Origin of the sequence: Micrococcus sp. Mcc28 (genome assembly GCF_024519775.1) — a bacterium.
GTDB lineage: Bacteria > Actinomycetota > Actinomycetes > Actinomycetales > Micrococcaceae > Micrococcus > Micrococcus luteus.
Window position 1 is genome coordinate 1 of the sequence record NZ_JALJRH010000018.1, and the last position, 22760, is coordinate 22760.

Sequence of the window (22760 nt, forward strand, 5' to 3'; positions counted from 1 at the left end):
GACGTGTGCTCTTCCGATCTGCACCGGGGCGCCGGCGTTCGACGTGGGGGCAGCGGCGCGCGGCGACGGGGCGGCCGCCGGCTTCGGCGCGGCGGGACGGCCCGCGGCCGGTGCGGCGGGCGTGGAACCGGGCTTGGCGGCGGACTTGCCGGCGCCCGGGTAGGCGTTGCGCAGCTTCTTGACCACCGGGGGCTCGATGGTGGACGAAGCCGAGCTGACGAACTCGCCGAGTTCCTTGAGCGTGCTCAAGGCCTCCTTCGAGGTGATGCCGAGCTCCTTGGCGAGCTCATGGACGCGGACCTTGGCCACGGTTCTCCTGTTCTGGCCCCACGGGCCGGAACGGAGCCGCTCGGGCTGTCCGTCTCAGCGCGTCCTGGGACCGTTGACGTTGCTCCAGGCCGTCGCGCGCGCCACCAGGGCACGCGCACCACGGCCTGCCTGATAGCAGGGGGTGAAGTTCATCGCTGGGCACTCATGCTTCAGTGCTCATCGGGTACGCATCAGATCTCTGACCCGCCTTCATCTGTCGGTCTGTCAGCCGGTGCCTCCGCGGTGCGGCCCAGCGCGTCGGCGTCGACGGCGGACCGGAAGGCCCGCCCGAACGCGCGGCGGCGCAGGGCGAGGAGGAGGCAGTCCTCGCCGGGATGCAGCCACGCACCCCGGCCGGGACGGCGTCGTTCCGGGTCCCAGACGACGGATGGGGGTTCCGTCGAGGAGTCCAGGGCGACGCGCACCAGCTCTTGCTGGTCCGCCCTCGATCGGCATCCGATGCAGGTGCGCACGACCGTCCGAGACGTCATGCGTTCACCCCTCACGGGCGTCGGATCGAGAAAGGACCTCATCCATCTTAGCGCGTCCGGGCCCGGATCTGTTCCCGGGGACGGTCAGCGTCCCGGGGCGGAGGTGGTGACCCCGTCGCCGACGATGTCGATCCGCCAGCCCGTGAGCTTGGCCGCGAGGCGGGCGTTCTGGCCCTCCTTGCCGATGGCCAGGGACAGCTGGTACTCCGGCACCACGGCGCGGGCCGAGTGCTGGTCCGCGTCGAGGATCTCCACCGAGACGGTCGTGGCGGGCGAGAGGGCGTTGGCGATCATCGCGGCGGGGTCGTCCACGTGGTCGATGATGTCGATCTTCTCGTCGTTGAGCTCCGTCATGACGGCGCGCACGCGGCTGCCCATCTCGCCGATGGAGGCGCCCTTGGCGTTCACCCCGGGGCGGGTGGCGCGCACGGCCATCTTGGTGCGGTGGCCGGCCTCGCGGGCCAGGGCCGTGATCTCGACCGAGCCGTCCGCGATCTCCGGGACCTCGAGCTCGAAGAGCTTGCGCACGAGGCCGGGGTGCGAGCGGGACACCGTGACGGACGGGCCCTTGGCGCCGCGCGTCGCGGAGACCACGTAGGCGCGGATCCGGCGGCCGTGGGCGTAGTCCTCGCCGGGCACCTGCTCGGGCGGCGGGAGGACGGCCTCGAGGGTGCCGAGGTTCACCTGGACCATGTGGCGGTTCAGGCCCTGCTGGATGACGCCGGAGACGAGCTCGCCCTCCTTGTCCTTGAACTCGCCGAGGACCTTGTCGTCGTCCTCCTCGCGCATGCGCTGGATCATCACCTGGCGCGCCGTGGAGGCGGCCACCCGGCCGAAGCCGTTCGGGGTGTCGTCGAACTCGCCGATGGGCGTGTCGTCCTCGTCCAGCTCCGTGGCCCACACGGTGACGTGGCCGGTCGCGCGGTCGATCTCCACGCGGGCGCGCTTCAGGGCCCCCGGGGTGCGGTGGTACGCCATGAGCAGGGCCTGCTCGATGGTGGGGATGAGGCGGTCCATCGGGATCTCCCGCTCCGCCTCCAGCATGCGCAGCGCGCTCATGTCGATGTCCAACTCATGCCTCCGTGTGCTCGGCCGTGTCCTCGCCCGCGGCGGCGTCGGCGTCGCCGGCCTGCTGAGCGGGGCTCCACTCTACCTGCACGATCGCCGGACCGAGGCGGTCGAGGGCGACCCGCTCGGCGGGCAGCTCCTTGGCCTTCATGCCCTTCTTCGCGGGCGGGCGCACCACGGCCAGCTCGACGTCGTCGTCCGTCACGTCCTTCAGGCGGGCGGTCACGGGCGCGGCGCCGTCGACCGAGACCTCGACGAGACGGCCGACGTTGCGGGCGAAGTGGCGGGGGTCGGTGAGCGGGCGGTCCACGCCCGCGGTGGTGACCTCGAGCAGGTACTCCCCCGCGCCGACGCCGGGCACGTGGTCGCCCAGGGCGTCGAGGGCGGCGGAGACCCGGCCGGAGAGGCGGGCGATGTCGTCCAGGCTCAGACCCCGGGTGCCCGAGGCGCGGTCGAGGACCACCTCGACGGTGCGGTGCTCGGCGGTGCCCGTGGCGCGCACCTGCTCCACCACCACGTCGTCGGCCGCCAGGGCCTCCTCGACGCGGGTGCGCAGCTCGGCGAGGTCGTCGCGGCGGTCGGTGCTGTCCATGGGGTGCCTCACTCGTCGGGTCGGGGCCGCCGCGCCACGCGGGCGGGGGCCGGGGTCGGGATCCGGGGCCGAGCCTACCGGCGGCCCACGGCGTGGCCGAGTGCTCCCGACCGGGTCGGACGGGCCGAGGTCAGCGCAGCAGCGGGGCGAGGGTGTCCGCGCCGACCTTGACGATGAGCGCGGCCACCACCATGAGGTACACCACCCGGATGAAGCCGGTACCGCGGGCGATCGCCATGCGGGCGCCCACGTAGCCGCCCACGAGGTTGGCCGCGCCGAGCAGCAGCCCCAGGCCCAGCACCGCGTGGCCCGAGGGCACGAAGTACGCGAGCGCGCCGAGGTTGGTCGCGAGGTTGACCACCTTCGCCTGTGCCGAGGCGTGCAGAAAGTCGAACTTGAGCAGCAGGACCAGCCCCAGGATGAGGAACGTGCCCGTGCCGGGGCCGAGGACGCCGTCGTAGAAGCCCACCACCGCGCCGAGCGCCACGGCCCGGGCCAGCGCGGTGCGCCGCCGCGGTCCCACGCCGGCGGCCTGCCCGAGGCCCGGGCGCACGGCCGTGAACACGGCGACGGCGATCAACGCCGCCAGGATCACGGGCCGGATCACGCCGGCCGGCAGATGCGCGGCCACCACGGCCCCGCCCAGGGCCGCCGCGAAGGCGACGGCGGCCATCGGCAGTGCCGTGGACAGGTCCTGCCGCAGGCGGCGCCGGTAGGTGAGCGCCGACGTCGCCGTGCCGAACACCGAGCCGAGCTTGTTGGTGGCCAGGGCCTGGATCGGGCTCAGCCCGGGCACGAGCAGCATGGCCGGCAGCTGCAGGAGCCCGCCCCCGCCCACGACGGCGTCGATCCAGCCCGCCGCGAAGCCCGCGGCGAGCACGAGGACGAGCAGCCCGGCGGTCAGCTCGACGGCGCCGAACCACTCAGCGCCCGTCGCGCACCTCCGCGAGCACCGCCGCGACGGCCCCGTCCACGGGCACGGGGCGCGCCTCGCCGGTGGCACGGTCCTTGAGCTCGAGCTCGCCGTCCGCCAGGCCGCGGCCGATCACCACGGTGGTGGGCACGCCGATGAGCTCGGCGTCCTTGAACTTCACGCCGGGGCTGACCTTCGGACGGTCGTCCACGAGCACGGTCAGGCCCTCGGCCTCGAGGCCCGCGGCGAGGGTCTCGGCGGCGGCGAGGCCGTCCTCGCCCTTCGTGGCGACGACGACGTGCACGTCCGCCGGGGCCACCGCGCGCGGCCACGCCAGGCCCTTGTCGTCGTGGTAGCGCTCGGCGATCGCGGCGACGGCGCGCGTGATGCCGATGCCGTAGGAGCCCATGGTCACCACGACCTGCTTGCCGTGGACGTCGAGGACCTTCAGGTCGAGGGCCTCGGCGTACTTGCGGCCGAGCTGGAAGATGTGGCCCATCTCCATGCCGCGGCGGGTGTGCAGCGGGCCGGAGCCGTCCGGGGCCTGGTCGCCCTCGCGCACCGCGGTGGCCTCGAGCACGCCGTCCCACGTGAAGTCGCGGCCGGCCACGAGGCCGAACACGTGGCGCTGGTCCGCGTTCGCGCCGGTGATCCACGCGGTGCCGGGGGCGATGCGCGGGTCCACGAAGAAGGGCAGGCCCGAGACGGAGCCCTCCGCGCCGAGGACCGGGGTGCCCTCGACCGCGTCGGCCGCCGCGGGGCCGATGTAGCCCTTGACCAGGGCGGGGTGCGCGGCCAGGTCCGCGGCGGTCGCGGCCTCGAGCGTGGGCTCGCCGACCACGCCGAGCGCCGGGCCCACGGAGGCCTCGAGACGCTTGAGGTCCACCTCACGGTCGCCGGGCACGCCCACGACGAACGGGCGGCGCTCGCCGCCGTCCACCACCGCGGTGACCACGACGCACTTGAGCGTGTCCGCGGCGGTCCACGGCTCGCCGTCGCGCGGGGCCAGCCGGTTGGCGACGTCCACGAGCGCGGCGATGGTGGTGGAGACCGGGGTGTCCTTGACCTCGGCGGCGGGCAGGACCGCCATGGCCGCCTCGTCCAGCGGGGCGGGGGCCACCGTGGTGACGGCCTCGACGTTGGCGCGGTAGCCGCCGTCGGACTCGACGAAGGTGTCCTCGCCCACCTCGGTGGGGTGCAGGAACTCCTCGGAGCGGGAGCCGCCCATCGCACCGGAGGTGGCCCGCACCGGCACGACCTCGAGGCCGAGGCGGTCGAAGATCCGCAGGTAGGCGGCCCGGTTGGCCTCGTACGCGGCGTCCAGGCCGGCGTCGTCCACCGTGAAGGAGTAGGAGTCCTTCATGATGAACTCGCGCCCGCGCAGCAGGCCGGCGCGCGGGCGGGCCTCGTCCCGGTACTTGGTCTGGATCTGGTACAGGTACGCGGGCAGGTCCTTGTACGAGGAGTACAGGTCCTTCACCAGGAGCGTGAACATCTCCTCGTGTGTGGGGGCCAGGAGGTAGTCGTTGCCCCTGCGGTCCTGCAGGCGGAACAGCCCGTCGCCGTACTCATCCCAGCGCCCCGTGGCCTCGTAGGGCTCCCGCGGCAGCAGCGCCGGGAAGTGCACCTCCTGGGCGCCGATCGCGTCCATCTCCTCGCGCACGATCCGCTCCACCTTGGCCAGCACCTTGAGGCCCAGCGGCAGCCACGAGTAGATGCCCGGGGCCGCGCGACGGATGTAACCGGCACGGACGAGGAGCCTGTGGCTCGCCACCTCGGCCTCCGCCGGGTCGTCGCGCAGGGTGCGCAGGAACAGGGTGGACATGCGCAGGGGCATGACGGGGCCTCCTCGGACGGGCTCGCGCGGTCGGGGCGGCGCGCGGGACGGGACGACGCCGGCACGGGGTGCCCGGCGTCCTGACCGCCGATCCTATCGCCCGCGCAGGGCCCGCCGGGTCAGTACAGGACGGTCGCGAACGTGCCGCGCCGCTCGAACCCCACGCGCTCGTACGTGCGCAGCGCGGGGGTGTTGTACGCGTTGACATAGAGGCTGACCACGGGCGCCTGGAGTCGCACGTAGTCCACGACGGCGGCCATCGCCGACGCCGCCAGTCCTCGGCCGCGCGCGGCGGGGGCCATCCACACGCCCTGGATCTGGGCGCACCGGGAGGAGAGCAGCCCGATGTCCGCCTTGAAGCGCAGCGGGCCGCCCGCGTCGCGCGGTCCCGGGTCGATGAAGACGCGTCCGGTGTGGATCAGCCGCTCGACGCGGTCCCGGTACTGGGCCGCGCCCCCGGCGAATGGGGAGAAGCCGAGCTCCTCCTCGAACATCGCCGCGCTGGCCGGCAGGACGCGCGCGAAGTCGTGTGGCTGCGCCTGCACCACGTGCGGGTTCGGGTCGATCCCCCCGGCCGTGCCCAGCACGAGCAGCGGCTGGTCGGGGCGCACGGACCGGGACCGGTGGCCCGCGGCGGCGAGGGCCTCGCCGGCGGCCAGCACGGGACCGGCCGGGCCGTAGATCGACCCGTACCGGCGGCGCAGCGCGGCGGCCGCCGCGCCGAGCGCCTCCGCGTCGCCCGGCGCCCAGCCGGCGTCCGGGGCCTCGGACGCGGCGACCGGCACCACGTTCGAGCCGATCCAGACGGCCGCGCGCAGCGCGCCGGCGCCCGGGGCGTCGTCGTCGATCCCGAGGAACAGGGTGCCCGCCGCTCCCCCGCGCGGGCCGGCCAGGCGGCCCGCCTCGAGCAGGGAGTCCACGAACACGTTGGACACGGGGGCACGGGCGGACAGGGCCGCGAGCGCGGCGGTGTCCGCGTCGGTCAGCAGGCGGACGCGGTCACCCGTGGCGGCCCGGACCTCCCGGTCAGTGGACGGAGACCACCGGGGCACCGGCGGCAGCCTGGTCACCGCCGTCCTCCCCCAGGTCCATCTCACCGGCGATCCGGTTGGCCTCCTCGATGAGGGTCTCCACGATCTGGTCCTCGGGCACGGTGCGGATGACCTCGCCCTTGACGAAGATCTGGCCCTTGCCGTTGCCGGAGGCGACGCCGAGGTCGGCCTCGCGGGCCTCGCCCGGCCCGTTGACGACGCAGCCCATGACGGCCACCCGCAGCGGGACCTCAAGGTCCTGGAGGCCCTCGGTGACCTGCTCGGCCAGCGTGTACACGTCCACCTGGGCGCGGCCGCACGAGGGGCAGGAGACGATCTCGAGCTTGCGCTCACGCAGGTTCAGGGACTGCAGGATCTGCAGGCCCACCTTGACCTCCTCGACCGGCGGCGCGGAGAGGGAGACGCGGATGGTGTCACCGATGCCCTGGCCGAGCAGGTAGCCGAAGGCGGTAGCGGACTTGATGGTGCCCTGGAAGGCCGGGCCGGCCTCGGTGACCCCGAGGTGCAGCGGCCAGTCACCCTGCTCGGCGAGCAGCTCGTAGGCGCGGGCCATGATCACCGGGTCGTTGTGCTTGACGGAGATCTTGAAGTCCTTGAAGCCGTGCTCCTCGAAGAGGGAGGCCTCCCAGACGGCGGACTCGACGAGGGCCTCCGGGGTGGCCTTGCCGTACTTCTGCAGCAGGCGCGGGTCCAGGGAGCCGGCGTTGACGCCGATGCGGAGGGAGGTGCCGTGGTCCGAGGCGGCCTGCGCGATCTCCTTGACCTTGTCGTCGAACTTCTTGATGTTGCCCGGGTTCACGCGCACGGCGCCGCAGCCGGCCTCGATCGCCGCGAACACGTACTTCGGCTGGAAGTGGATGTCCGCGATCACGGGGATGGTGGACTGCTGGGCGATGACCTTGAGGGCCTCGGCGTCCTTGTCCGTGGGGCAGGCCACGCGGACGATGTCGCAGCCGGCGGCCGTGAGCTCGGCGATCTGCTGCAGGGTCGCGCCGATGTCGTGCGTCTTGGTGGTGGTCATCGACTGCACCGAGACGGGGTGCTGCGAGCCGACGCCCACCGAGCCCACCTGGATCTGCCGGGTGGTGCGGCGCGGGGCCAGCACGGGCGGCGGGGCGGACGGCATTCCAAGGCTGACGGGCACGGGGGCGCTCCTCATGGGTTCTCGGGGTCGACGGCGCGGGGCCGCCGGGTTCTCCGGTCCATCCTAGGCGCGCGGGCGCCCCGGGGCGCGGGGCGACCGCCCACGGCGAACGGGCCGGGCTCAGAACAGCCGGACCGGCTCCACGATGTCCGCCACGATCAGGATGACGCCCATGAGCAGCATCGCCGCGCCCACCGCGTAGGTCAGCGGCAGCATGCGGGCCAGGTCGAACGGCCCCGGGTCCGGGCGGCCCGTGATCCGGGCCCAGCCGCGGCGCACCGCCTCCCACAGGGCGCCGGCCACGTGGCCGCCGTCGAGCGGGAGCAGCGGGATGAGGTTGAACACCATGAGCGCCACGTTCACGCCCGCCAGCAGGGACAGCAGCAGGGCGGCCTTGTCCGTCAGCGTGGCCTCCTCGAGCGCCGCCGCCTCCCCGGCGATCCGGCCGACTCCCACCACGGACATCGGGCCGTCCGGGTCGCGCTCGGCCGGGGTCACCACGGCGACGGCGGTGTCCCACAGCCGCTGCGGCAGCACGAGGACGACGTCGACGACGCCCCGCACCTGCTGGGCCACGAGCGGGCCGGCGTCGAGCGGGGTGCCGCGGACCGTCTCGAGCTGCGCGCCCATGCCGATGAACCCGACCTCGTGGGTCGCCACGGTCCCGTCCGGGGCCCGCTCGGGCCGGCCCAGCGCGTCCGTCACGGGCCGTTCCGTCAGGCGCGGGGTCAGGGTGGCGCTCATCCGCTCGCCGTCGCGCTCCCACTCGATCCGGGTGGGCTGTCCGGCGCGGTCCCGGATCGCGGCGGAGAGGGCGTCCCAGTCGGAGACCGGCCGCCCGTCGAAGGCGAGCACGGTGTCGCCGGGGCGCAGTCCCGCCTCGTGGGCGGGCGCGGCGGGATCGCCCGGGCGGCAGTCCTCTGTCCCGCCGGAGGCGGCGCGGGCCTGCTGCTCCTGCATCGTGACCACGCACCGGTAGACCTCGGCGACGGTGGTGCTGGGCTGCGAGGTGCCCACCGTGGTGACCAGCAGGGCGGTGGCGCCCAGCGCGATGAGCAGGTTCATGAACGGCCCGCCGAGCATGATCACCACCCGCTTCCACACCGGCAGGGCGAGGAAGCGGCGGTGCTCGTCGCCGGGGCGGACCTCCTCGGCGGCCTGGGCCCGCGCGTCGTCGGCCATGCGGCCCAGCTGCTGGACGAAGCCCGTGGACGCCGCGCGGGGCGTCTGCCCGGGCCGCGGCGGGGGCAGCATCCCGATCATCGCGACGTAGCCGCCCAGCGGCACGGCCTTGAACCCGTACTCCGTCTCGCCGCGGCGCCACGAGACGAGCGTCGGGCCGAAGCCGATCATGTACTGCGTGACGCGCACGCCGAAGAGCTTGGCCGGGACGAGGTGGCCGATCTCGTGCAGGGCGATCGAGACCGCCAGGCCCAGCGCGACCGCGAGGACGCCCGCGACGTACCAGAGGATCTCCACGACGGTCACCAGCGGGCCCGCGCCGCACGGCGCGCCCAGGCCTCGGCGGCGAGCACGGCATCCACGGTGAGCCCCGTCGGCGCGGGGTCGTGGCCGGCCGCGGCGAGCACGTGCTCGGGGGCATAGTCGGCGACGACGGCGCGGACCGTGTCCACGATCCCGTCGAAGGGCAGGGCGCCGGCGTGGAAGGCGTCCACGGACTCCTCGTTGGCGGCGTTGAACACGGCCATGTGGGTGGGCGAGGCGGCCGCCGCCTCCTTCGCGGCCCGTACCGCGGGGAAGGCCTCCTCGTCGAGGGGCTCGAACGTCCAGGTGGCCGCCCGCGTCCAGTCGCAGGCCGGGGCCGCGCCCGGGAGACGGCGCGGCCAGCACAGCCCCAGGGCGATGGGCAGGCGCATGTCCGGCGGGGAGGCCTGGGCGAGCGTGGACCCGTCGACGAACTCGACCATCGAGTGGACCACGGACTGCGGGTGGACCACGACGTCGATCCGGTCCAGGGGCACGTCGAACAGCAGGTGGGCCTCGATCACCTCGAGGGCCTTGTTCACGAGGGAGGCGGAGTTGGTGGTGACGACGCGGCCCATGTCCCACGTGGGGTGGGCGAGGGCCTGGGCGGGCGTGACGGCGTGCAGGGCGGCGCGGTCCAGGCCGCGGAACGGCCCGCCCGAGGCCGTGAGCACGAGGCGGCGGACCTCGTCCGCCGTGCCCCCGCGCAGCGCCTGCGCGAGCGCGGAGTGCTCGGAGTCCACCGGCACGAGCTGGCCCGGCGCCGCGGCCGCCTTCACGAGGGCCCCGCCGACGATGAGCGACTCCTTGTTGGCCAGGGCCAGGCGGTGGCCGGCGTGCAGGGCGGCGAGGGTGGGCCGCAGGCCGATCGAGCCCGTGATCCCGTTGAGCACGGTGTCGGCGCCGGGCCACGCGGCGATCTGCTCGGCGGCGCACGGGCCGGTGAACAGCACGGGTCGGGGGGACGGGCGCCCGAGGCGGGCGGCGGCGTCGGCGAGGGCGGCGCGCAGCTCCTCCTCCCCCGCCGCGGCGGAGCCCACCGCCTCGACCTCGAAGCGCACGGCCTGCTCGGCCAGCAGGGTCGTGTTCGCCCCGCCCGCGAGCGCGACGGCCCGGAGCCGGGCGGGGTCCTGGGCGATCACGTCGAGGCCCTGGGTGCCGATCGAGCCCGTGGAGCCGATCAGGGCGACGGCGCGCGGGGCGCCGTCGTCGTCCGCCGGGGCGGGGGCGGGCAGCGTGTAGTCGGTGAGGGATCCGTGCGTCACCCCGCCATGATGCCAGTCGGGCCTGGACACGGACGGGGGGCCGGCCGGACGGACGCCGCACCCCGACGTCCCGCCCCGCCGGCCCCCGTGGGACCGGGTCAGCCGCGGATCAGTGCTGCACCGGCTTCTCGGCGCCGATGCCGGTGAGGGAGCGGACCTCCATCTCGGCCTGCTTGTCGGGGTCCTCGGCGCGCGACGAGGTCACCGAGCCGAGCCAGCCGAGGAAGAAGGCCAGCGGGATGGAGACGATGCCCGGGTTCTTCAGCGGGAACACCGCGAAGTCCGCGCCCGGGATCATCGAGGTCGGCGTCCCGGACATCACCGGGGACAGGACGATCAGGATGATCGCGGAGAGCAGTCCGCCGTACATCGACCACACCGCGCCGCGGGTGGTGAAGCGCCGCCAGAACAGGGAGTAGAGGATGGTCGGCAGGTTCGCCGAGGCCGCCACCGCGAAGGCGAGCGCCACGAGGAACGCCACGTTCTGGCCCTGGGCGGCGATGCCGCCGACGATCGCCAGGACGCCGATCACCACCACGGTGATCTTGCCGATCCGCACCTCCTCCTGCGGGGTGAGCGGGTGCTTGGCGATCACGGAGCCGTACACGTCGTGGGCGAAGGACGCCGCCGCCGTGATGGCCAGGCCCGCGACCACCGCGAGGATGGTGGCGAACGCGACCGCCGAGATCAGGCCCAGCAGGATGGAGCCGCCGAGCTCGAACGCCAGGAGCGGGGCCGCGGAGTTCTGCCCGCCGGGCGCGGCCAGGATGCGCTCGGGGCCGATCAGCGCGCCGGCACCGTAGCCCAGCACGAGGGTGAACAGGTAGAACGCGCCGATGAGGACGATGGCCCACACCACGGACTTGCGCGCCTCCTTGGCGGTGGGCACCGTGTAGAACCGCATGAGCACGTGCGGCAGGCCGGCGGTGCCGAGCACGAGCGCGATGCCCAGGGACACGAAGTCGAGGCGGGTCAGCGCGCTGGCGCCGTACTGCAGGCCCGGCTCGAGGATCGCCTCGCCCTTCGGGTTCATCTCGACGGCGGCCCCCAGCATGGCGTTGAAGTCGAAGCCGAACAGGGCCAGTGACCACACGGTCATGATCCCCGCGCCGGCGATCAGCAGGATCGCCTTGATGATCTGCACGTAGGTGGTGCCCTTCATGCCGCCGATCAGCACGTAGACGATCATCAGCACGCCCACGATCACGATCACGAGGGCCTGGCCGGCCCGGTCGTTGATGTTCAGCAGCAGGGACACCAGGCCGCCGGCGCCGGCCATCTGGGCCAGGAGGTAGAAGAGGCAGACGGCCATGGTGCCGAAGGCGGCGGCGATGCGCACGGGACGCTGCTGCAGGCGGAAGGACAGCACGTCCGCCATGGTGAACTTGCCGGTGTTGCGCAGCAGCTCGGCCACCAGCAGCAGGGCCACGAGCCACGCCACGAGGAAGCCGATCGAGTAGAGGAAGCCGTCGTAGCCGTAGAGGGCGATCGCGCCCACGATGCCCAGGAACGAGGCCGCGGAGAGGTAGTCACCCGCGATGGCCGTGCCGTTCTGGGTGCCGGAGAAGCCGCGGCCGCCGGCGTAGTAGTCGGCCGAGGACGCGTTCGTCTTGGACGCGCGGATCACGATCACGAGGGTGACCACCACGAAGGCGACGAAGATGCCGATGTTCACGGCGGGGTTGCCGACCGTCTGCGGGGCGGCCTGGAGCAGGGGGGTGAGCGCGCTCATCGCGTGGCCTCCGGGTTCTCGTGGGCGCCGGCGGCCTCGCGCTCGAGGCGCTCACGCAGCGCGGTGGCGCGGGGGTCCAGGGTCCGGTTGGAGAAACGGACGTAGGCGAAGGTGATCAGGAACGTGGTGACGAACTGGAGCAGGCCGAGGATCAGGCCGAGGGTGATGTTGCCGCCGAGGCGGATCGCCATGAACTCGGGGAAGAACGCGCCGACGATCACGAACACCAGGTACCAGACGAAGAACGCCACGGTCATGGGGAAGGCGAAGGATCGGTGGGTGCGCCGGAGCTCGATGAACTCCTCGGACTGCTGCGCGGCGCGGAACTGCGCGGCCGTGGGGACCGGCGCCGTGGGCTCGCTGGATGACATGGGCCCTCCGGGGGTGCGTAGGACGGATCAGTGTGAGACAGATCACTGTGATGACAACCACACTCTGGCGGGCGGAGGGGTGCGCCGTCAAGCGCGCCCCGGGGCCGTGCGCCCGTGTGACAGCCCCGGGGCGCAGCCGTGCGGACGCGGACGCGCCCCGACGGCACGGGGCCGCCGGGGCGCGGAGCCGCCGAGGAGCCGGTCAGGCGCTCGCCGGCCGGGGCGCGTCCGCGCGGCGCAGGACCGCGCGGGCCTGGGCGAGGACCACCTCGTCGACCATCGCCCCGTCCAGCTCGAAGGCCCCGTGTCGGCCCTCGGCCGCGGCGAGGACGCGCCGGGCGCGTTCGACGGCCTCCGGGGCGGGCGTGTAGGCGGAGCGCACGACGGGCACCTGGCGCGGGTGCAGGCACACGGTCGCGGTGCAGCCCAGGGCGACGGCGTCCTCGGCCTCGGCGGCCAGCCCGGCCTCGTCGCCGAGGTCCAGGTGGACGGCGTCCCATGCGGCCGCGCCGTGGGCGGCCGCCGCCAGCAGCACCGTCGCGCGGGCGTGCTGGACCACGGAGCGGTAGGCGCCCTCGGGGGTGCGGGAGGAGCTGCCGCCCATCGACGCCACGAGGTCCTCGGCGCCCCACATCAGCGCACCCACGTGCGGGTGGGCGGCCAGGTCGGCGGCGGCGAGGATCCCGGCCGCGGTCTCGCATAGGGCGACGACGCGGGTCTGCGGGCCGAGGGCGGCGACGACCCCGTCCACCTGCGCGGCGGACTCGGCCTTGGCGAGCATGAGCGTGCGCCAGCCCGTCCCGGCGAGCATGGCCAGGTCGGCGTCGTGGTCCGCGGTGCCCGCGGGGTTCACGCGGACCACCACGCGGTCCTCGTCCAGCGGGCCGCCGTCGACCCCGCCCGTCGCCCGCCCCGCCCAGGCCGCCGCGACGGCGTCCCGCGCGGTGGGCCGGGCGTCCGGGGTGACGGCGTCCTCGAGGTCGAGGATCACCGCGTCCGCGCGCTCGAGCGCCGTGGCGTACCGCTCGGGGCGGTCCGCCGGGGTGAACATGACGGCCGGTCCGAGGGTCAGCGCGCTCATGCCCGCTCCCCCGTGCCTGCGGCGTCGGCGGCCTTCGCCTTGGCCTCCGCGTGCGCCTGCGCGGTCCACATCAGACAGGTGCGCTGGGCGCGGACGACGACGTCGCCGTGCTGGTTCTCCCCCGTCATCGCGAACGTGACGATCCGCTGCCCCGGCCGCGAGGAGGACTCGCGGATTGCGGTGACCTCGGAGCGCCCGTAGAGCGTGTCCCCGTGGAAGACCGGCTTCGGGAACGCGATCTCCCCCAGGCCGAGCTGGGCCACGAGCGTGCCCTGTGTGGTCTGCCCGACGGCGAGGCCCACCAGGGTGGACAGCGTCAGCATCGAGTTGACCAGCGGTCGGCCGAACGGCTGGTCCGCCGCGTACGCGTGGTCCAGGTGCAGGGCCTGCGGGTTCATGGTGAGGGTGGTGAACAGGACGTTGTCCGCCTCGGTGAGCGTGCGGCCGGGCCGGTGCAGGTAGACCTGACCGACCGCCAGCTCGTCCGCGTAGCGGCCCCGCTGCTCGATCTCGACGCGCTCCGTCACGTCAGAGGCCCAGCTCGCGGGCGATCAGCATGAGCTGCACCTCGGTGGTGCCCTCGCCGACCTCGAGGATCTTGGAGTCGCGGTAGTGACGGGCCACGAGGGTCTCGTTCATGAAGCCGTAGCCGCCGAACACCTGGGTGGCGTCCCGGGCGTTGTCCATGGCGGCCTCGCCGGCGATCAGCTTGGCCATGGCGGCCTCGGTCTTGAACGGCTTGCCGGCCAGCATCTTCTGGGCGGCCTCGTAGTAGGCCAGGCGGGCGGCGTGCGCGCGGGCCTGCATGCGGGCGATCTTGAAGGACACGGCCTGGAACTGCCCGATCTTCTGGCCGAACGAGGTCCGCTGCTTGGCGTAGGCGACCGACTCGTCCACGCAGCCCTGGGCCGCGCCGGTGGCCAGGGCCGCGATGGCGATACGGCCCTCGTCGAGGATCTCGAGGAAGTGGGCGAAGCCGCGGCCGCGGGCGCCCAGCAGGTTCTCCTCCGGCACGCGCACGTCCGAGAAGTGCAGGGCGTGGGTGTCCGAGGAGTTCCAGCCGACCTTGTCGTAGGCCTTGGCCACGGAGAAGCCCTCGGTGCCGGCGGGCACGAGGATCGTGGAGATCTCCTTGGCGGGGCGGCCGTCGTGGCCGGTCCTGCCCTCCACGGTGCCGGTCACGGCGGTGACGGTGACGAGCGAGGTGATGTCCGTGCCGGAGTTGGTGATGAACTCCTTGGCGCCGTTGATGCGCCACTGGCCGTCCTCGAGCGCGGCGGTGGTCTGGGTGCCGCCGGCGTCGGAGCCCGCGCCCGGCTCGGTGAGGCCGAAGCCGGCCAGGTGCGTGCCGGCCACGAGGTCCGGCAGCCAGCGCTGCTTCTGCTCCTCGGTGCCGAACTTCAGCAGCGGCATGGCGCCCAGGGAGACGCCGGCCTCGAGGGTGATGGCCACGGACTGGTTGACGCGGCCGAGCTGCTCGAGGGCCAGGGCCAGGGCGAAGTAGTCGCCGCCCATGCCGCCGTACTCCTCGGGGAACGGGAGGCCGAACAGGCCCATCTCGCCCATCTGGGCCACGATCTCGTACGGGAACTCGTGCTGGGCGTCCAGCTCGGCGGAGACCGGGGCCACGACCTCGTCGGCGAACTCGCGGACGGTGTCGGAGAGGACCTGGTAGTCCTCCTCGAGGGCGGGCAGGGTGCGGTGCTTGGTGCTCATGGTCCTCTCCTGTTCTCAGGTGTTCTCTGCGGGTGCTGCGTGCTCGGTGGGCTCGACGACGGCGATCAACGCCTGCGCGGCCACGGCGTCGCCCTCGGCGACGTGGACGGTCACGACGCCGGCGACGGCGGCCGTGACGGGGTGCTCCATCTTCATGGCCTCGACCACCGCCAGCTCCTGGCCCGCGGCCACGGTGTCCCCGGTGGCCACGGACACGGCGACGACGGTGCCCGGCATGGGCGTGCGGGCCTCGGGGGACGCTGCGCCGGCCGGGGCACGACGCGCGGCCGCGGCCGCGCGGGCGGCCTCGACCACCTCGGCCCGGGTGAGGCGGCGGACCTGCCACGCGGCGCCGTCGCGGTGCAGCCACGCTGAGCGCGGGTCCCGCGGGTCACCGGCCAGGAGGTTGACGCCCGCCAGGCCTCCGGCGTCCTCGTCCACCTCGGCGTCGGCGGCGGGGGCGGTGAGGATGCGGTCCTCGTCCCCGACCCGGACGCGCATCCCGGGCTGCGGGGCGCCCGCGCCGCGCCAGCCGTCCGCCCGGGCCCACGCGGTGCCGGCCGCGCGGTGCTCGGCGGCGGCCGCGTCCTCGGACACGTCGGCCAGGGCCTCGGCCGCGAGCGCGGCGAGGTCCTCGGGCAGCGCGGGGGCGGTCCACGCCTCGAGGCCGTCGATCAGCTCGGTGGTGAGCCGGCCGGTCCGCACGTCCTCGCGGGCCGCGAGCTCGCGCAGCCAGCCCAGGTTGGAGCGGACGCCGAACAGCACGGTGTCCGCGAGCGCGGCGTCGAGCCGGTCCAGGGCCTCGGCGCGGTCGGCGCCACGGGCGATGAGCTTGGCGATCATCGGGTCGTAGAAGCCGGTGATCTCGGGCTGTGCGCCGTCGACGTCCACGGGGTCCACGGCGCCGGCGGCGGGGCCAGTCTGCGGTCCGGAGCCGAACGCGCGCTCCTCGGCCGGCCGGGAGGGCAGCAGGAGGGTGTCGACGCGGACGCCCTCGCCGGCGGGCTCGCGCCAGCGCAGCACCGGCCCGGTGGAGGGCAGGAAGCCGTTCGCGGGGTCCTCCGCGTAGACGCGGGCCTCGACGGCGGCGCCGTCGAGGGTCACGTCCTCCTGGGCGAAGCCGAGCGGCCCCCCCGCGGCGATGCGCAGCTGCAGCTCCACGAAGTCCAGGCGCTGTCCGCGCACCCGGACGACCTCCTCGGAGACCGGGTGCTCCACCTGCAGGCGGGTGTTCATCTCCATGAAGAAGAACTCGTCCGGGTTCTCGTCCGAGACGAGGAACTCGACGGTGCCGGCACCGCGGTAGCCCACGGACACGGCCGCGTCCACGGCGGCCCGGCCCAGGCGCTCGCGGAGCTCGGCCCCGTGCGCCAGCCCGGTCAGCAGGGGCGCGGGGGCCTCCTCGATCACCTTCTGGTGGCGGCGCTGCAGGGAGCACTCGCGCTCGCCCAGGTGCACGGTGGCGCCGTGGGCGTCCGCGAACACCTGCACCTCGATGTGCCGGGGCGCGGTGATGAGCCGCTCGAGCAGCAGGGTGTCGTCGCCGAACGCGGAGCGCGCCGTGCGCCGGGCCGAGGCGAGGGCGCCGGGCAGCTCCTCGGCGGCGCGCACGGCCACCATGCCCATGCCGCCGCCGCCCGCGGAGGGCTTGATCAGCAGCGGGAAGCCGACGCGCTCGGCCTCGGCCGTGATCTGCTCGTCGGTGAGCGTGGGGTCCTGGATGCCGGGGACCACCGGCACGTCGTACGCGGCCACGGTCTCCTTGGCGCGGATCTTGTCCGCCATCGCGTCGAGCGAGGCCACGGGCGGGCCCACGAACACGATGCCGGCCGCGTCCAGCGCGCGGGCGAAGTCGGCGTTCTCGGACAGGAAGCCGTAGCCGGGGTGCACGGCCTGGGCGCCGGTGCGGCGCGCGGCGTCGACGACGGCGTCGATGTCCAGGTAGGACTCGCGGGCCGGAGCCGGGCCGAGGCGGACCGCCGTGTCCGCCTCGCGGACGTGCCGCGCGTCGGCGTCGGCGTCGGAGTGCACGGCCACCGAGCGGATGCCGAGGCGGCGCAGGGTGCGGATGACGCGCACGGCGATCTCGCCGCGGTTGGCCACCAGCACGGTGTCGAACAGGGGCGTCCCCTGGGCGTGGTTCTCGGTCACGGGTGCCTCACATGCGGAACAGGCCGAACCGGGAGTCCGGCAGCGGGGAACGGGAGATGACGTCGAGGGCCAGGGAGAGCACCCGGCGGGTCTGGCCGGGGGTGATCACTCCGTCGTCCCAGAGGCGGGCGGTGGAGTACAGGGGGCTGCCCTGGTCCTCGTACTGCCGGCGGACCGGCGCCTGGAAGGCCTCGACCTCCTCGGGGGACATCGGCTCCTCCCCCGCGGCGGCCCGCTGGTCCTGCTTGATCTGCGTGAGCACGGAGGAGGCCTGCGGGCCGCCCATCACGGAGATGCGCGCGTTCGGCCACATCCACAGGAAGCGGGGTGAGTAGGCGCGGCCGCACATCGCGTAGTTGCCGGCGCCGAACGAGCCGCCGATCACCACGGTCAGCTTGGGCACGCGGGCGGTCGCGACGGCGGTGACCATCTTGGCGCCGTCGCGCGCGATGCCGCCGGCCTCCGCGTCCCGACCCACCATGAAGCCGGAGATGTTCTGCAGGAACAGCAGCGGGATGCCGCGCTGGTCGCACAGTTCGATGAAGTGCGCGCCCTTGCGGGCGGAGTCTCCGAACAGGATGCCGTTGTTGGCGAGGACGCCCACGGGGTGGCCGTCGATCCGCGCGAACGCGGTGACCAGGGTGGTGCCGTGGAGGGGCTTGAACTCGTGGACGGAGCCGCCGTCCACGAGGCGGTCGATCACCTCGCGCACGTCGTAGGGGGTGTTCACGTCCACGGGCACGACGCTGGTCAGTTCGGCCGGGTCCTTGGCGGGCTCCGCGGCGGGGGCGACCTCCCAGGCCGGCGCCTCGGCCGGGGGCAGGGTGGCCACGATGTCCCGGAGGATCTGCATGGCGTGCAGGTCGTCGTCCGCCAGGTGGTCCGCGACGCCGGAGCGCTCGGCGTGCAGCCGGCCGCCGCCGAGGTCCTCGGGCGAGACGTCCTCCCCGATCGCGGCCTTCACGAGCGGGGGGCCGCCGAGGAAGATGGTGCCCTGCTCGCGCACGATCACGGTCTCGTCCGACATGGCCGGCACGTACGCGCCGCCCGCCGTGGAGGAGCCGCACACCGCGGCCAGCTGCGGGATGCGCTGCGAGGAGAGCAGCGCCTGGTTCCGGAAGATGCGGCCGAAGTGCTCGCGGTCCGGGAAGACCTCGTCCTGGCGGGGCAGGAACGCGCCGCCGGAGTCCACGAGGTAGATGCACGGCAGGCGGTTCTCCAGGGCGATCTCCTGGGCCCGCAGGTGCTTCTTCACCGTCATGGGGTAGTAGGTGCCGCCCTTCACGGTGGCGTCGTTGCCGACCACCATCACGAGGCGGCCGTGGACCAGGCCGATGCCCGCCACGACGCCCGCGGCGGGGCTGTCCCCGTCGTACAGGCCGTGCGCGGCCAGCGCGCCGACCTCGAGGAAGGGCGAGCCCTCGTCGAGCAGCGCGTCGATGCGGTCCCGCACCAGCAGCTTGCCGCGGCCGGTGTGGCGCTCGCGCGAACGCTCGGGCCCGCCGAGCGACGTGCGGGCGACGAGGTCGGCGAGCTCCTGCTCCAGCCGGGCGTGGCCGGCCGCGTTGCGCTCGGCCACGGTGGGCGCGGACTGCGCGGCCGGGGCCGGGGTGCTGGCGGTCATGAGACCCCCTTCAGTGAATGACGACTAACTGAACCGAGCCTCAGTGTAGTGACGATCGTCACTGACGTCGACCGGGCGCCCGGCGCGCCTCGTCCCGTCCTACAGTGGATCCCATGCCCGCCGTCGATCCCGCGTCCCCCACCGCCCCGGCGACCCCGCCGACCGCCCGGGAGGCCGCCAAGGCCCGACGCCGGGTGGACCTGCTCGCGGCCGCGGCGCGACTGTTCGCGGCCCGGGGCTTCGACGCGGTCCGCCTCGAGGACATCGGCGCCGCGGTCGGGATCAGCGGCCCCGCCATCTACCGCCACTTCGCCGGCAAGGCCGCCGTGCTCACGGCGATCCTCGACACGGCCTCGCAGGACCTGCTGGACGGCGGGCTGGCCGCCGAGGCGCAGCACGCGCCGGGGGCGGAGACCCTGCGGGCCCTCATCGGTTTCCAGGCGGACTTCGCCCTCGCCCAGCGCGACGTGATCCGTGTGCAGGACCGCGACATGTCCGCCCTGCCCGACGGCGCGCGCACGGCCATCACGCGCACCCAGCGCGCCTACATCGACGTGTGGGCGCGCCAGCTGCAGGTCGTCCACCCCCACGAGGACCAGGCCACCGCCGTGTTCCGCGCCCAGGCCGTGCTGGGCCTGCTCAACTCCACCCCCCGCTCGGTGCGGCGCACCGCGGCCGACCGCGCGGCTCGCCGCGCGACCCTCGTGGCCATGGCCTGGGCCGCGGCCACGGCCCCCGGGCCGCTGCCCGGCGGGGACTGAGCGGGCGGCACCGGCCCGGCGGGCCGGCGTCGTGCCCGGTGATACGGTGGCCGGTACCCGCGACGGCGACGCCGTCGAACCCCGCCCCGAGAGGTCCACCGCCGTGCTTCTTCGTGACGTCCGACCCGAGGATCTGGACGAGTTCTTCCTCCACCAGCAGGACGAGCAGGCCAACCTGATGTCCGCCTTCGCCCCCCGCAACCCCCGGGACCGCGGTGTCTTCGACTACCACTGGGCCCACCTGCTCGGGGACGAGGACACCGTCGTGCGGACCATCGAGCACGAGGGCCGCGCCGTGGGTGCGCTCGTGTGCACCCAGCAGGACGGCGTGGGCGAGCTGTCCTTCTGGACCGCGCAGGACTACTGGGGCCTGGGGCTGACGACCGCGGCCGTGGACCGGTTCCTGGAGGAGCACACCGCCCGCCCGCTGCGGGCGCACGTGCCCGAGGACAATGTGGGCTCCGTGAAGGTGCTCTCCCGCCGCGGCTTCGAGACCGTCGGCGAGGAGAAGGTCTTCTCCAACGCCCGTGCCGAGGTCATCACCGAGCTCGTGATGGAGCTGCCCGCCGCCGACTGAGCGCGCCCCGCGGCCCCCGCCGTGCCGGCGGCCGCACCGGCCTGCCACGACGACGGCCCCGCCTCCCGGTGCCCGGGTGGCGGGGCCGCGGCGCGTCCGGGGCCGTCAGACCATGGTCAGGGTCAGACCCGGGCGGCGCAGGATCGCGCCGACGTCCGCGAGGAAGCGCGAGCCCTGCTCGCCGTCCACGAAGCGGTGGTCGAACGAGAGGGACAGCGTCATGACGTCCCGCAGGGCGATCTCGCCGCGATGCTCCCACGGCATCCTCCGGACCTGGCCGATCGCGATGATCGCCCCCTCACCCGGGTTGATGATCGGGGTGCCCGCGTCCACGCCGAACACCCCGACGTTCGTGAGCGTGAAGGTGCCGCCGGCCAGATCCGCCGGGGACAGCCGCCCCTCGCGGGCGAGGCCCGTGAGATCGCGGATGGCGTCGGCCAGCTCCCTCAGGCTCATCGCCTGGGCGTCCTTGACGTTCGGCACCATCAGCCCGCGGGGGGTGGCGGCGGCGAAACCGAGGTTCACGAAGTTCTGCTGGACGATCGTCCCGGCGGCCTCGTCCCACCGGGCGTTGACGTCCGGGGTGCGCTCCATCGCCACGAGGCACGCCTTGGCGGCGAGCGTCATGGGCGTGAGCTTGACGTCCCGGAACTCGCGGGAGGCCTTGAGCTCGGCGAGCAGCTCCATGGTCTCGGTGACGTCCACCTGCAGGAACTCGGTCACGTGCGGGGCGGTGAACGCGGACTGCACCATGGCCGCCGCGGTCGCCTTGCGCACGCCCTTGACCGGCACGGCCTCCGTGCGCGGGCGGCCGCCCAGGGTGCGGACGCCCCCGGTCGAGCCCGACTCGGCGCCGGACTGCGGCGGCGCCGCCGCGGCCGCGGGCTGCCCGCCCCCGGCCAGGAACGCCTCGACGTCCGCGCGGGTGATGACCCCGCCCACACCCGTGCCGGTGACCTGCTCCAGATCCACGCCCGCGCGGCGCGCGTACAGGCGCACGGGCGGAGTGCACCGGGGTCGCTCGCCCGGGGCCGGCTCGTGGGCCGCGTCCGCGCGGTCCGGCTCGGCGGCCTCGGGCTGCGGGCGCCCGGCGCCGGCGGGGGCCGCCTCCGACGTGGACGGCGCCTGTCCGCGGGCGGGCTCGCCCGCCGGGGCGGCCGACGTCGCCGGGGCCGCGGAGCCGCGCCGCGCACGGCGGCCGGGCTTGCCGGTGTCCGGCGCGGCGCCGTAGCCGACGAGGGTGGGCACGCGGCCGTCACCCTCGGCGGGCCCGCCGACGTCGGGCTCGGCGCCCTCGAGGGTGAAGGTCACCAGGGGCGCACCGACCTCGAGGGTCTCACCCTCGGCGCCGTGCAGGGCCGCGACGACGCCCGCGAACGGGCTCGAGACCTCGACCACGGCCTTGGCCGTCTCGACGTCGGCGAGCACCTGGTTCACGCTCACCGCGTCGCCCTCGGCCACGCGCCACGTCACGATCTCGGACTCGGTCAGGCCCTCGCCGAGGTCGGGCAGGCGGAAGGTCTTCTGGCTCATCGGGTCTCCTCCCCGGCGTTCTGGGCCGCGAGGAACTGCTCGGCGGTCTCGGGGGCGGCGAACGCGTCCACGGAGTCCAGCGAATTCGGTCGGCCCAGAGCACGGTCCAGGCCGTCGAGGATGCGGTCGAGGTCCGGCAGGTGCAGGTGCTCGAGCTTGGACGGCGGGTAGGGCACGTCCATGCCGGTGACGCGCACCGGCGGGGCCTCGAGCCAGTGGAACGCGCGCTCGGCCACCGTGGCCACGAGCTCGGCGCCGAGGCCGCCGGTGCGGGAGGCCTCGTGCGCCACGACGAGCCGGCCGGTGCGCCGCACCGAGGACTCGACGAGGCCGGTGTCCAGCGGGGACAGGCTGCGCAGGTCGACCACCTCGACCTCGACGCCCTCCTCGGCCGCCACCTCGGCGGCCTGCAGGGCGGTCTTCACGAGCGGGCCGTAGGCCACGAGCGTGGCGTCACGGCCCTCGCGCAGGATGCGGGCCGGGCTCATCGGCGGGATCGCGACGTCCAGGTCCACGTCGCCCTTGTCGTGGTAGCGACGCTTGGGCTCGAGGTAGACCACCGGGTCCTCCGAGGCGATCGCGGCGCGGATGAGGTCGTACCCCTCCTGTGGGGAGGACGGGGAGACCACGCGCAGGCCCGCGGTGTGCAGGAAGTAGGCCTCGGGCGACTCGGAGTGGTGCTCCGGGGAGCCGATGCCGCCGCCGAAGGGGATGCGGATGGTGACCGGCATCGGCACGGCGCCGCGGGTGCGGGCACGCAGCTTGGCCAGGTTCGCCACGATCTGGTCGAACGCCGGGTACACGAAGCCGTCGAACTGGATCTCGACGACGGGCCGGTAGCCGCGCATCGCCAGGCCGATGGCCGTGCCCACGATGCCGGACTCGGCCAGCGGGGTGTCGAGCACCCGGTCCTCGCCGAACTCGGCCTGCAGGCCGTCGGTGATGCGGAACACGCCGCCGAGGGCGCCGATGTCCTCGCCCATGAGCAGGACCTTGGGGTCGTCGGCCAGGGCACGGTGCAGGCCGCGGTTGATCGCACGGCCGAAGGTCATGCGCTC

Annotated in this window: 21 protein-coding genes; 2 read left to right on the top strand and 19 right to left on the bottom strand. The window is 74.3% G+C overall.

All coding sequences use genetic code 11. The features are described from left to right. The 17 genes from NR073_RS09500 to NR073_RS09580 all read right to left on the bottom strand — a co-directional run. A partial coding sequence (locus tag NR073_RS09500; RefSeq protein ID WP_256748784.1) for a translation initiation factor IF-2 N-terminal domain-containing protein occupies positions 1 to 309 on the bottom strand: 309 nt, incomplete at its 3' end. Between the two features lie 191 nt (positions 310 to 500). Continuing rightward, the gene (locus NR073_RS09505; protein WP_036314070.1) at positions 501 to 842 is read right to left on the bottom strand and encodes a YlxR family protein; all 342 of its coding nucleotides are present in this window, start codon (positions 840 to 842) and stop codon (positions 501 to 503) included. Positions 843 to 884: 42 nt separating this feature from the next. Then, positions 885 to 1871: a transcription termination factor NusA gene (gene nusA / locus NR073_RS09510; protein WP_036382605.1), complete on the bottom strand. Its 987-nt coding sequence runs from the start codon at positions 1869 to 1871 to the stop codon at positions 885 to 887. 1 nt (position 1872) lies between these two features. Next, the gene (gene rimP, locus NR073_RS09515; protein WP_256748785.1) at positions 1873 to 2460 is read right to left on the bottom strand and encodes a ribosome maturation factor RimP; all 588 of its coding nucleotides are present in this window, start codon (positions 2458 to 2460) and stop codon (positions 1873 to 1875) included. Positions 2461 to 2590: 130 nt separating this feature from the next. Beyond that, positions 2591 to 3340, bottom strand: coding sequence for a TSUP family transporter (locus NR073_RS09520; RefSeq protein ID WP_256748786.1), 750 nt, complete (start codon positions 3338 to 3340; stop codon positions 2591 to 2593). A 43-nt stretch (positions 3341 to 3383) separates the two neighbouring features. Next, positions 3384 to 5210: a proline--tRNA ligase gene (locus tag NR073_RS09525; protein ID WP_256748787.1), complete on the bottom strand. Its 1827-nt coding sequence runs from the start codon at positions 5208 to 5210 to the stop codon at positions 3384 to 3386. A gap of 119 nt (positions 5211 to 5329) precedes the next feature. Beyond that, on the bottom strand, positions 5330 to 6262 hold the full coding sequence (locus tag NR073_RS09530) for a DUF4081 domain-containing GNAT family N-acetyltransferase (RefSeq protein WP_061866742.1): 933 nt from the start codon (positions 6260 to 6262) through the stop codon (positions 5330 to 5332). After that, complete coding sequence (gene ispG, locus NR073_RS09535; RefSeq protein ID WP_061866731.1) at positions 6237 to 7421, bottom strand: flavodoxin-dependent (E)-4-hydroxy-3-methylbut-2-enyl-diphosphate synthase; 1185 nt, start codon at positions 7419 to 7421, stop codon at positions 6237 to 6239. The genes NR073_RS09530 and ispG overlap by 26 nt, the downstream gene beginning before the upstream one ends. A gap of 105 nt (positions 7422 to 7526) precedes the next feature. After that, a complete protein-coding gene (locus tag NR073_RS09540) occupies positions 7527 to 8894 on the bottom strand; it encodes an RIP metalloprotease (protein ID WP_061866732.1) in 1368 nt (455 codons plus the stop codon). Further along, positions 8891 to 10126 (bottom strand): 1-deoxy-D-xylulose-5-phosphate reductoisomerase, encoded by a 1236-nt coding sequence (gene dxr / locus NR073_RS09545; protein WP_061866743.1) that lies wholly within the window; start codon positions 10124 to 10126, stop codon positions 8891 to 8893. The genes NR073_RS09540 and dxr overlap by 4 nt, the downstream gene beginning before the upstream one ends. Positions 10127 to 10265: 139 nt before the next feature. After that, positions 10266 to 11888, bottom strand: a complete 1623-nt coding sequence (locus NR073_RS09550) for a cation acetate symporter (protein ID WP_041104224.1) — start codon at positions 11886 to 11888, stop codon at positions 10266 to 10268. Beyond that, on the bottom strand, positions 11885 to 12259 hold the full coding sequence (locus tag NR073_RS09555; RefSeq protein WP_041104222.1) for a DUF485 domain-containing protein: 375 nt from the start codon (positions 12257 to 12259) through the stop codon (positions 11885 to 11887). The genes NR073_RS09550 and NR073_RS09555 overlap by 4 nt, the downstream gene beginning before the upstream one ends. 202 nt (positions 12260 to 12461) lie before the next feature. Further along, the gene (locus tag NR073_RS09560) at positions 12462 to 13340 is read right to left on the bottom strand and encodes a CoA ester lyase (RefSeq protein WP_044658614.1); all 879 of its coding nucleotides are present in this window, start codon (positions 13338 to 13340) and stop codon (positions 12462 to 12464) included. After that, positions 13337 to 13867: a MaoC family dehydratase gene (locus tag NR073_RS09565; protein ID WP_041104218.1), complete on the bottom strand. Its 531-nt coding sequence runs from the start codon at positions 13865 to 13867 to the stop codon at positions 13337 to 13339. Before NR073_RS09565 ends, NR073_RS09560 begins: the two co-directional genes overlap by 4 nt. A 1-nt stretch (position 13868) precedes the next feature. After that, positions 13869 to 15056 (bottom strand): acyl-CoA dehydrogenase family protein, encoded by a 1188-nt coding sequence (locus NR073_RS09570; RefSeq protein WP_041104216.1) that lies wholly within the window; start codon positions 15054 to 15056, stop codon positions 13869 to 13871. 15 nt (positions 15057 to 15071) lie between these two features. Continuing rightward, complete coding sequence (locus NR073_RS09575; protein ID WP_256748788.1) at positions 15072 to 17207, bottom strand: biotin carboxylase N-terminal domain-containing protein; 2136 nt, start codon at positions 17205 to 17207, stop codon at positions 15072 to 15074. A 7-nt stretch (positions 17208 to 17214) separates the two neighbouring features. After that, positions 17215 to 18831: a carboxyl transferase domain-containing protein gene (locus NR073_RS09580; RefSeq protein ID WP_231698805.1), complete on the bottom strand. Its 1617-nt coding sequence runs from the start codon at positions 18829 to 18831 to the stop codon at positions 17215 to 17217. Positions 18832 to 18944: 113 nt separating this feature from the next. On the opposite strand from NR073_RS09580, the gene NR073_RS09585 reads away from it, so the two are divergent. Continuing rightward, the gene (locus NR073_RS09585) at positions 18945 to 19592 is read left to right on the top strand and encodes a TetR/AcrR family transcriptional regulator (protein ID WP_061866734.1); all 648 of its coding nucleotides are present in this window, start codon (positions 18945 to 18947) and stop codon (positions 19590 to 19592) included. A gap of 103 nt (positions 19593 to 19695) precedes the next feature. Further along, complete coding sequence (locus tag NR073_RS09590) at positions 19696 to 20169, top strand: GNAT family N-acetyltransferase (RefSeq protein WP_051995227.1); 474 nt, start codon at positions 19696 to 19698, stop codon at positions 20167 to 20169. A gap of 105 nt (positions 20170 to 20274) precedes the next feature. Here NR073_RS09590 and NR073_RS09595 read toward each other — a convergent pair whose 3' ends face one another. Beyond that, complete coding sequence (locus tag NR073_RS09595) at positions 20275 to 21702, bottom strand: dihydrolipoamide acetyltransferase family protein (protein WP_036314052.1); 1428 nt, start codon at positions 21700 to 21702, stop codon at positions 20275 to 20277. Continuing rightward, a complete protein-coding gene (locus NR073_RS09600; protein WP_044659478.1) occupies positions 21699 to 22754 on the bottom strand; it encodes an alpha-ketoacid dehydrogenase subunit beta in 1056 nt (351 codons plus the stop codon). The genes NR073_RS09595 and NR073_RS09600 overlap by 4 nt, the downstream gene beginning before the upstream one ends. Between the last annotated feature and the right edge of the window lie 6 nt (positions 22755 to 22760).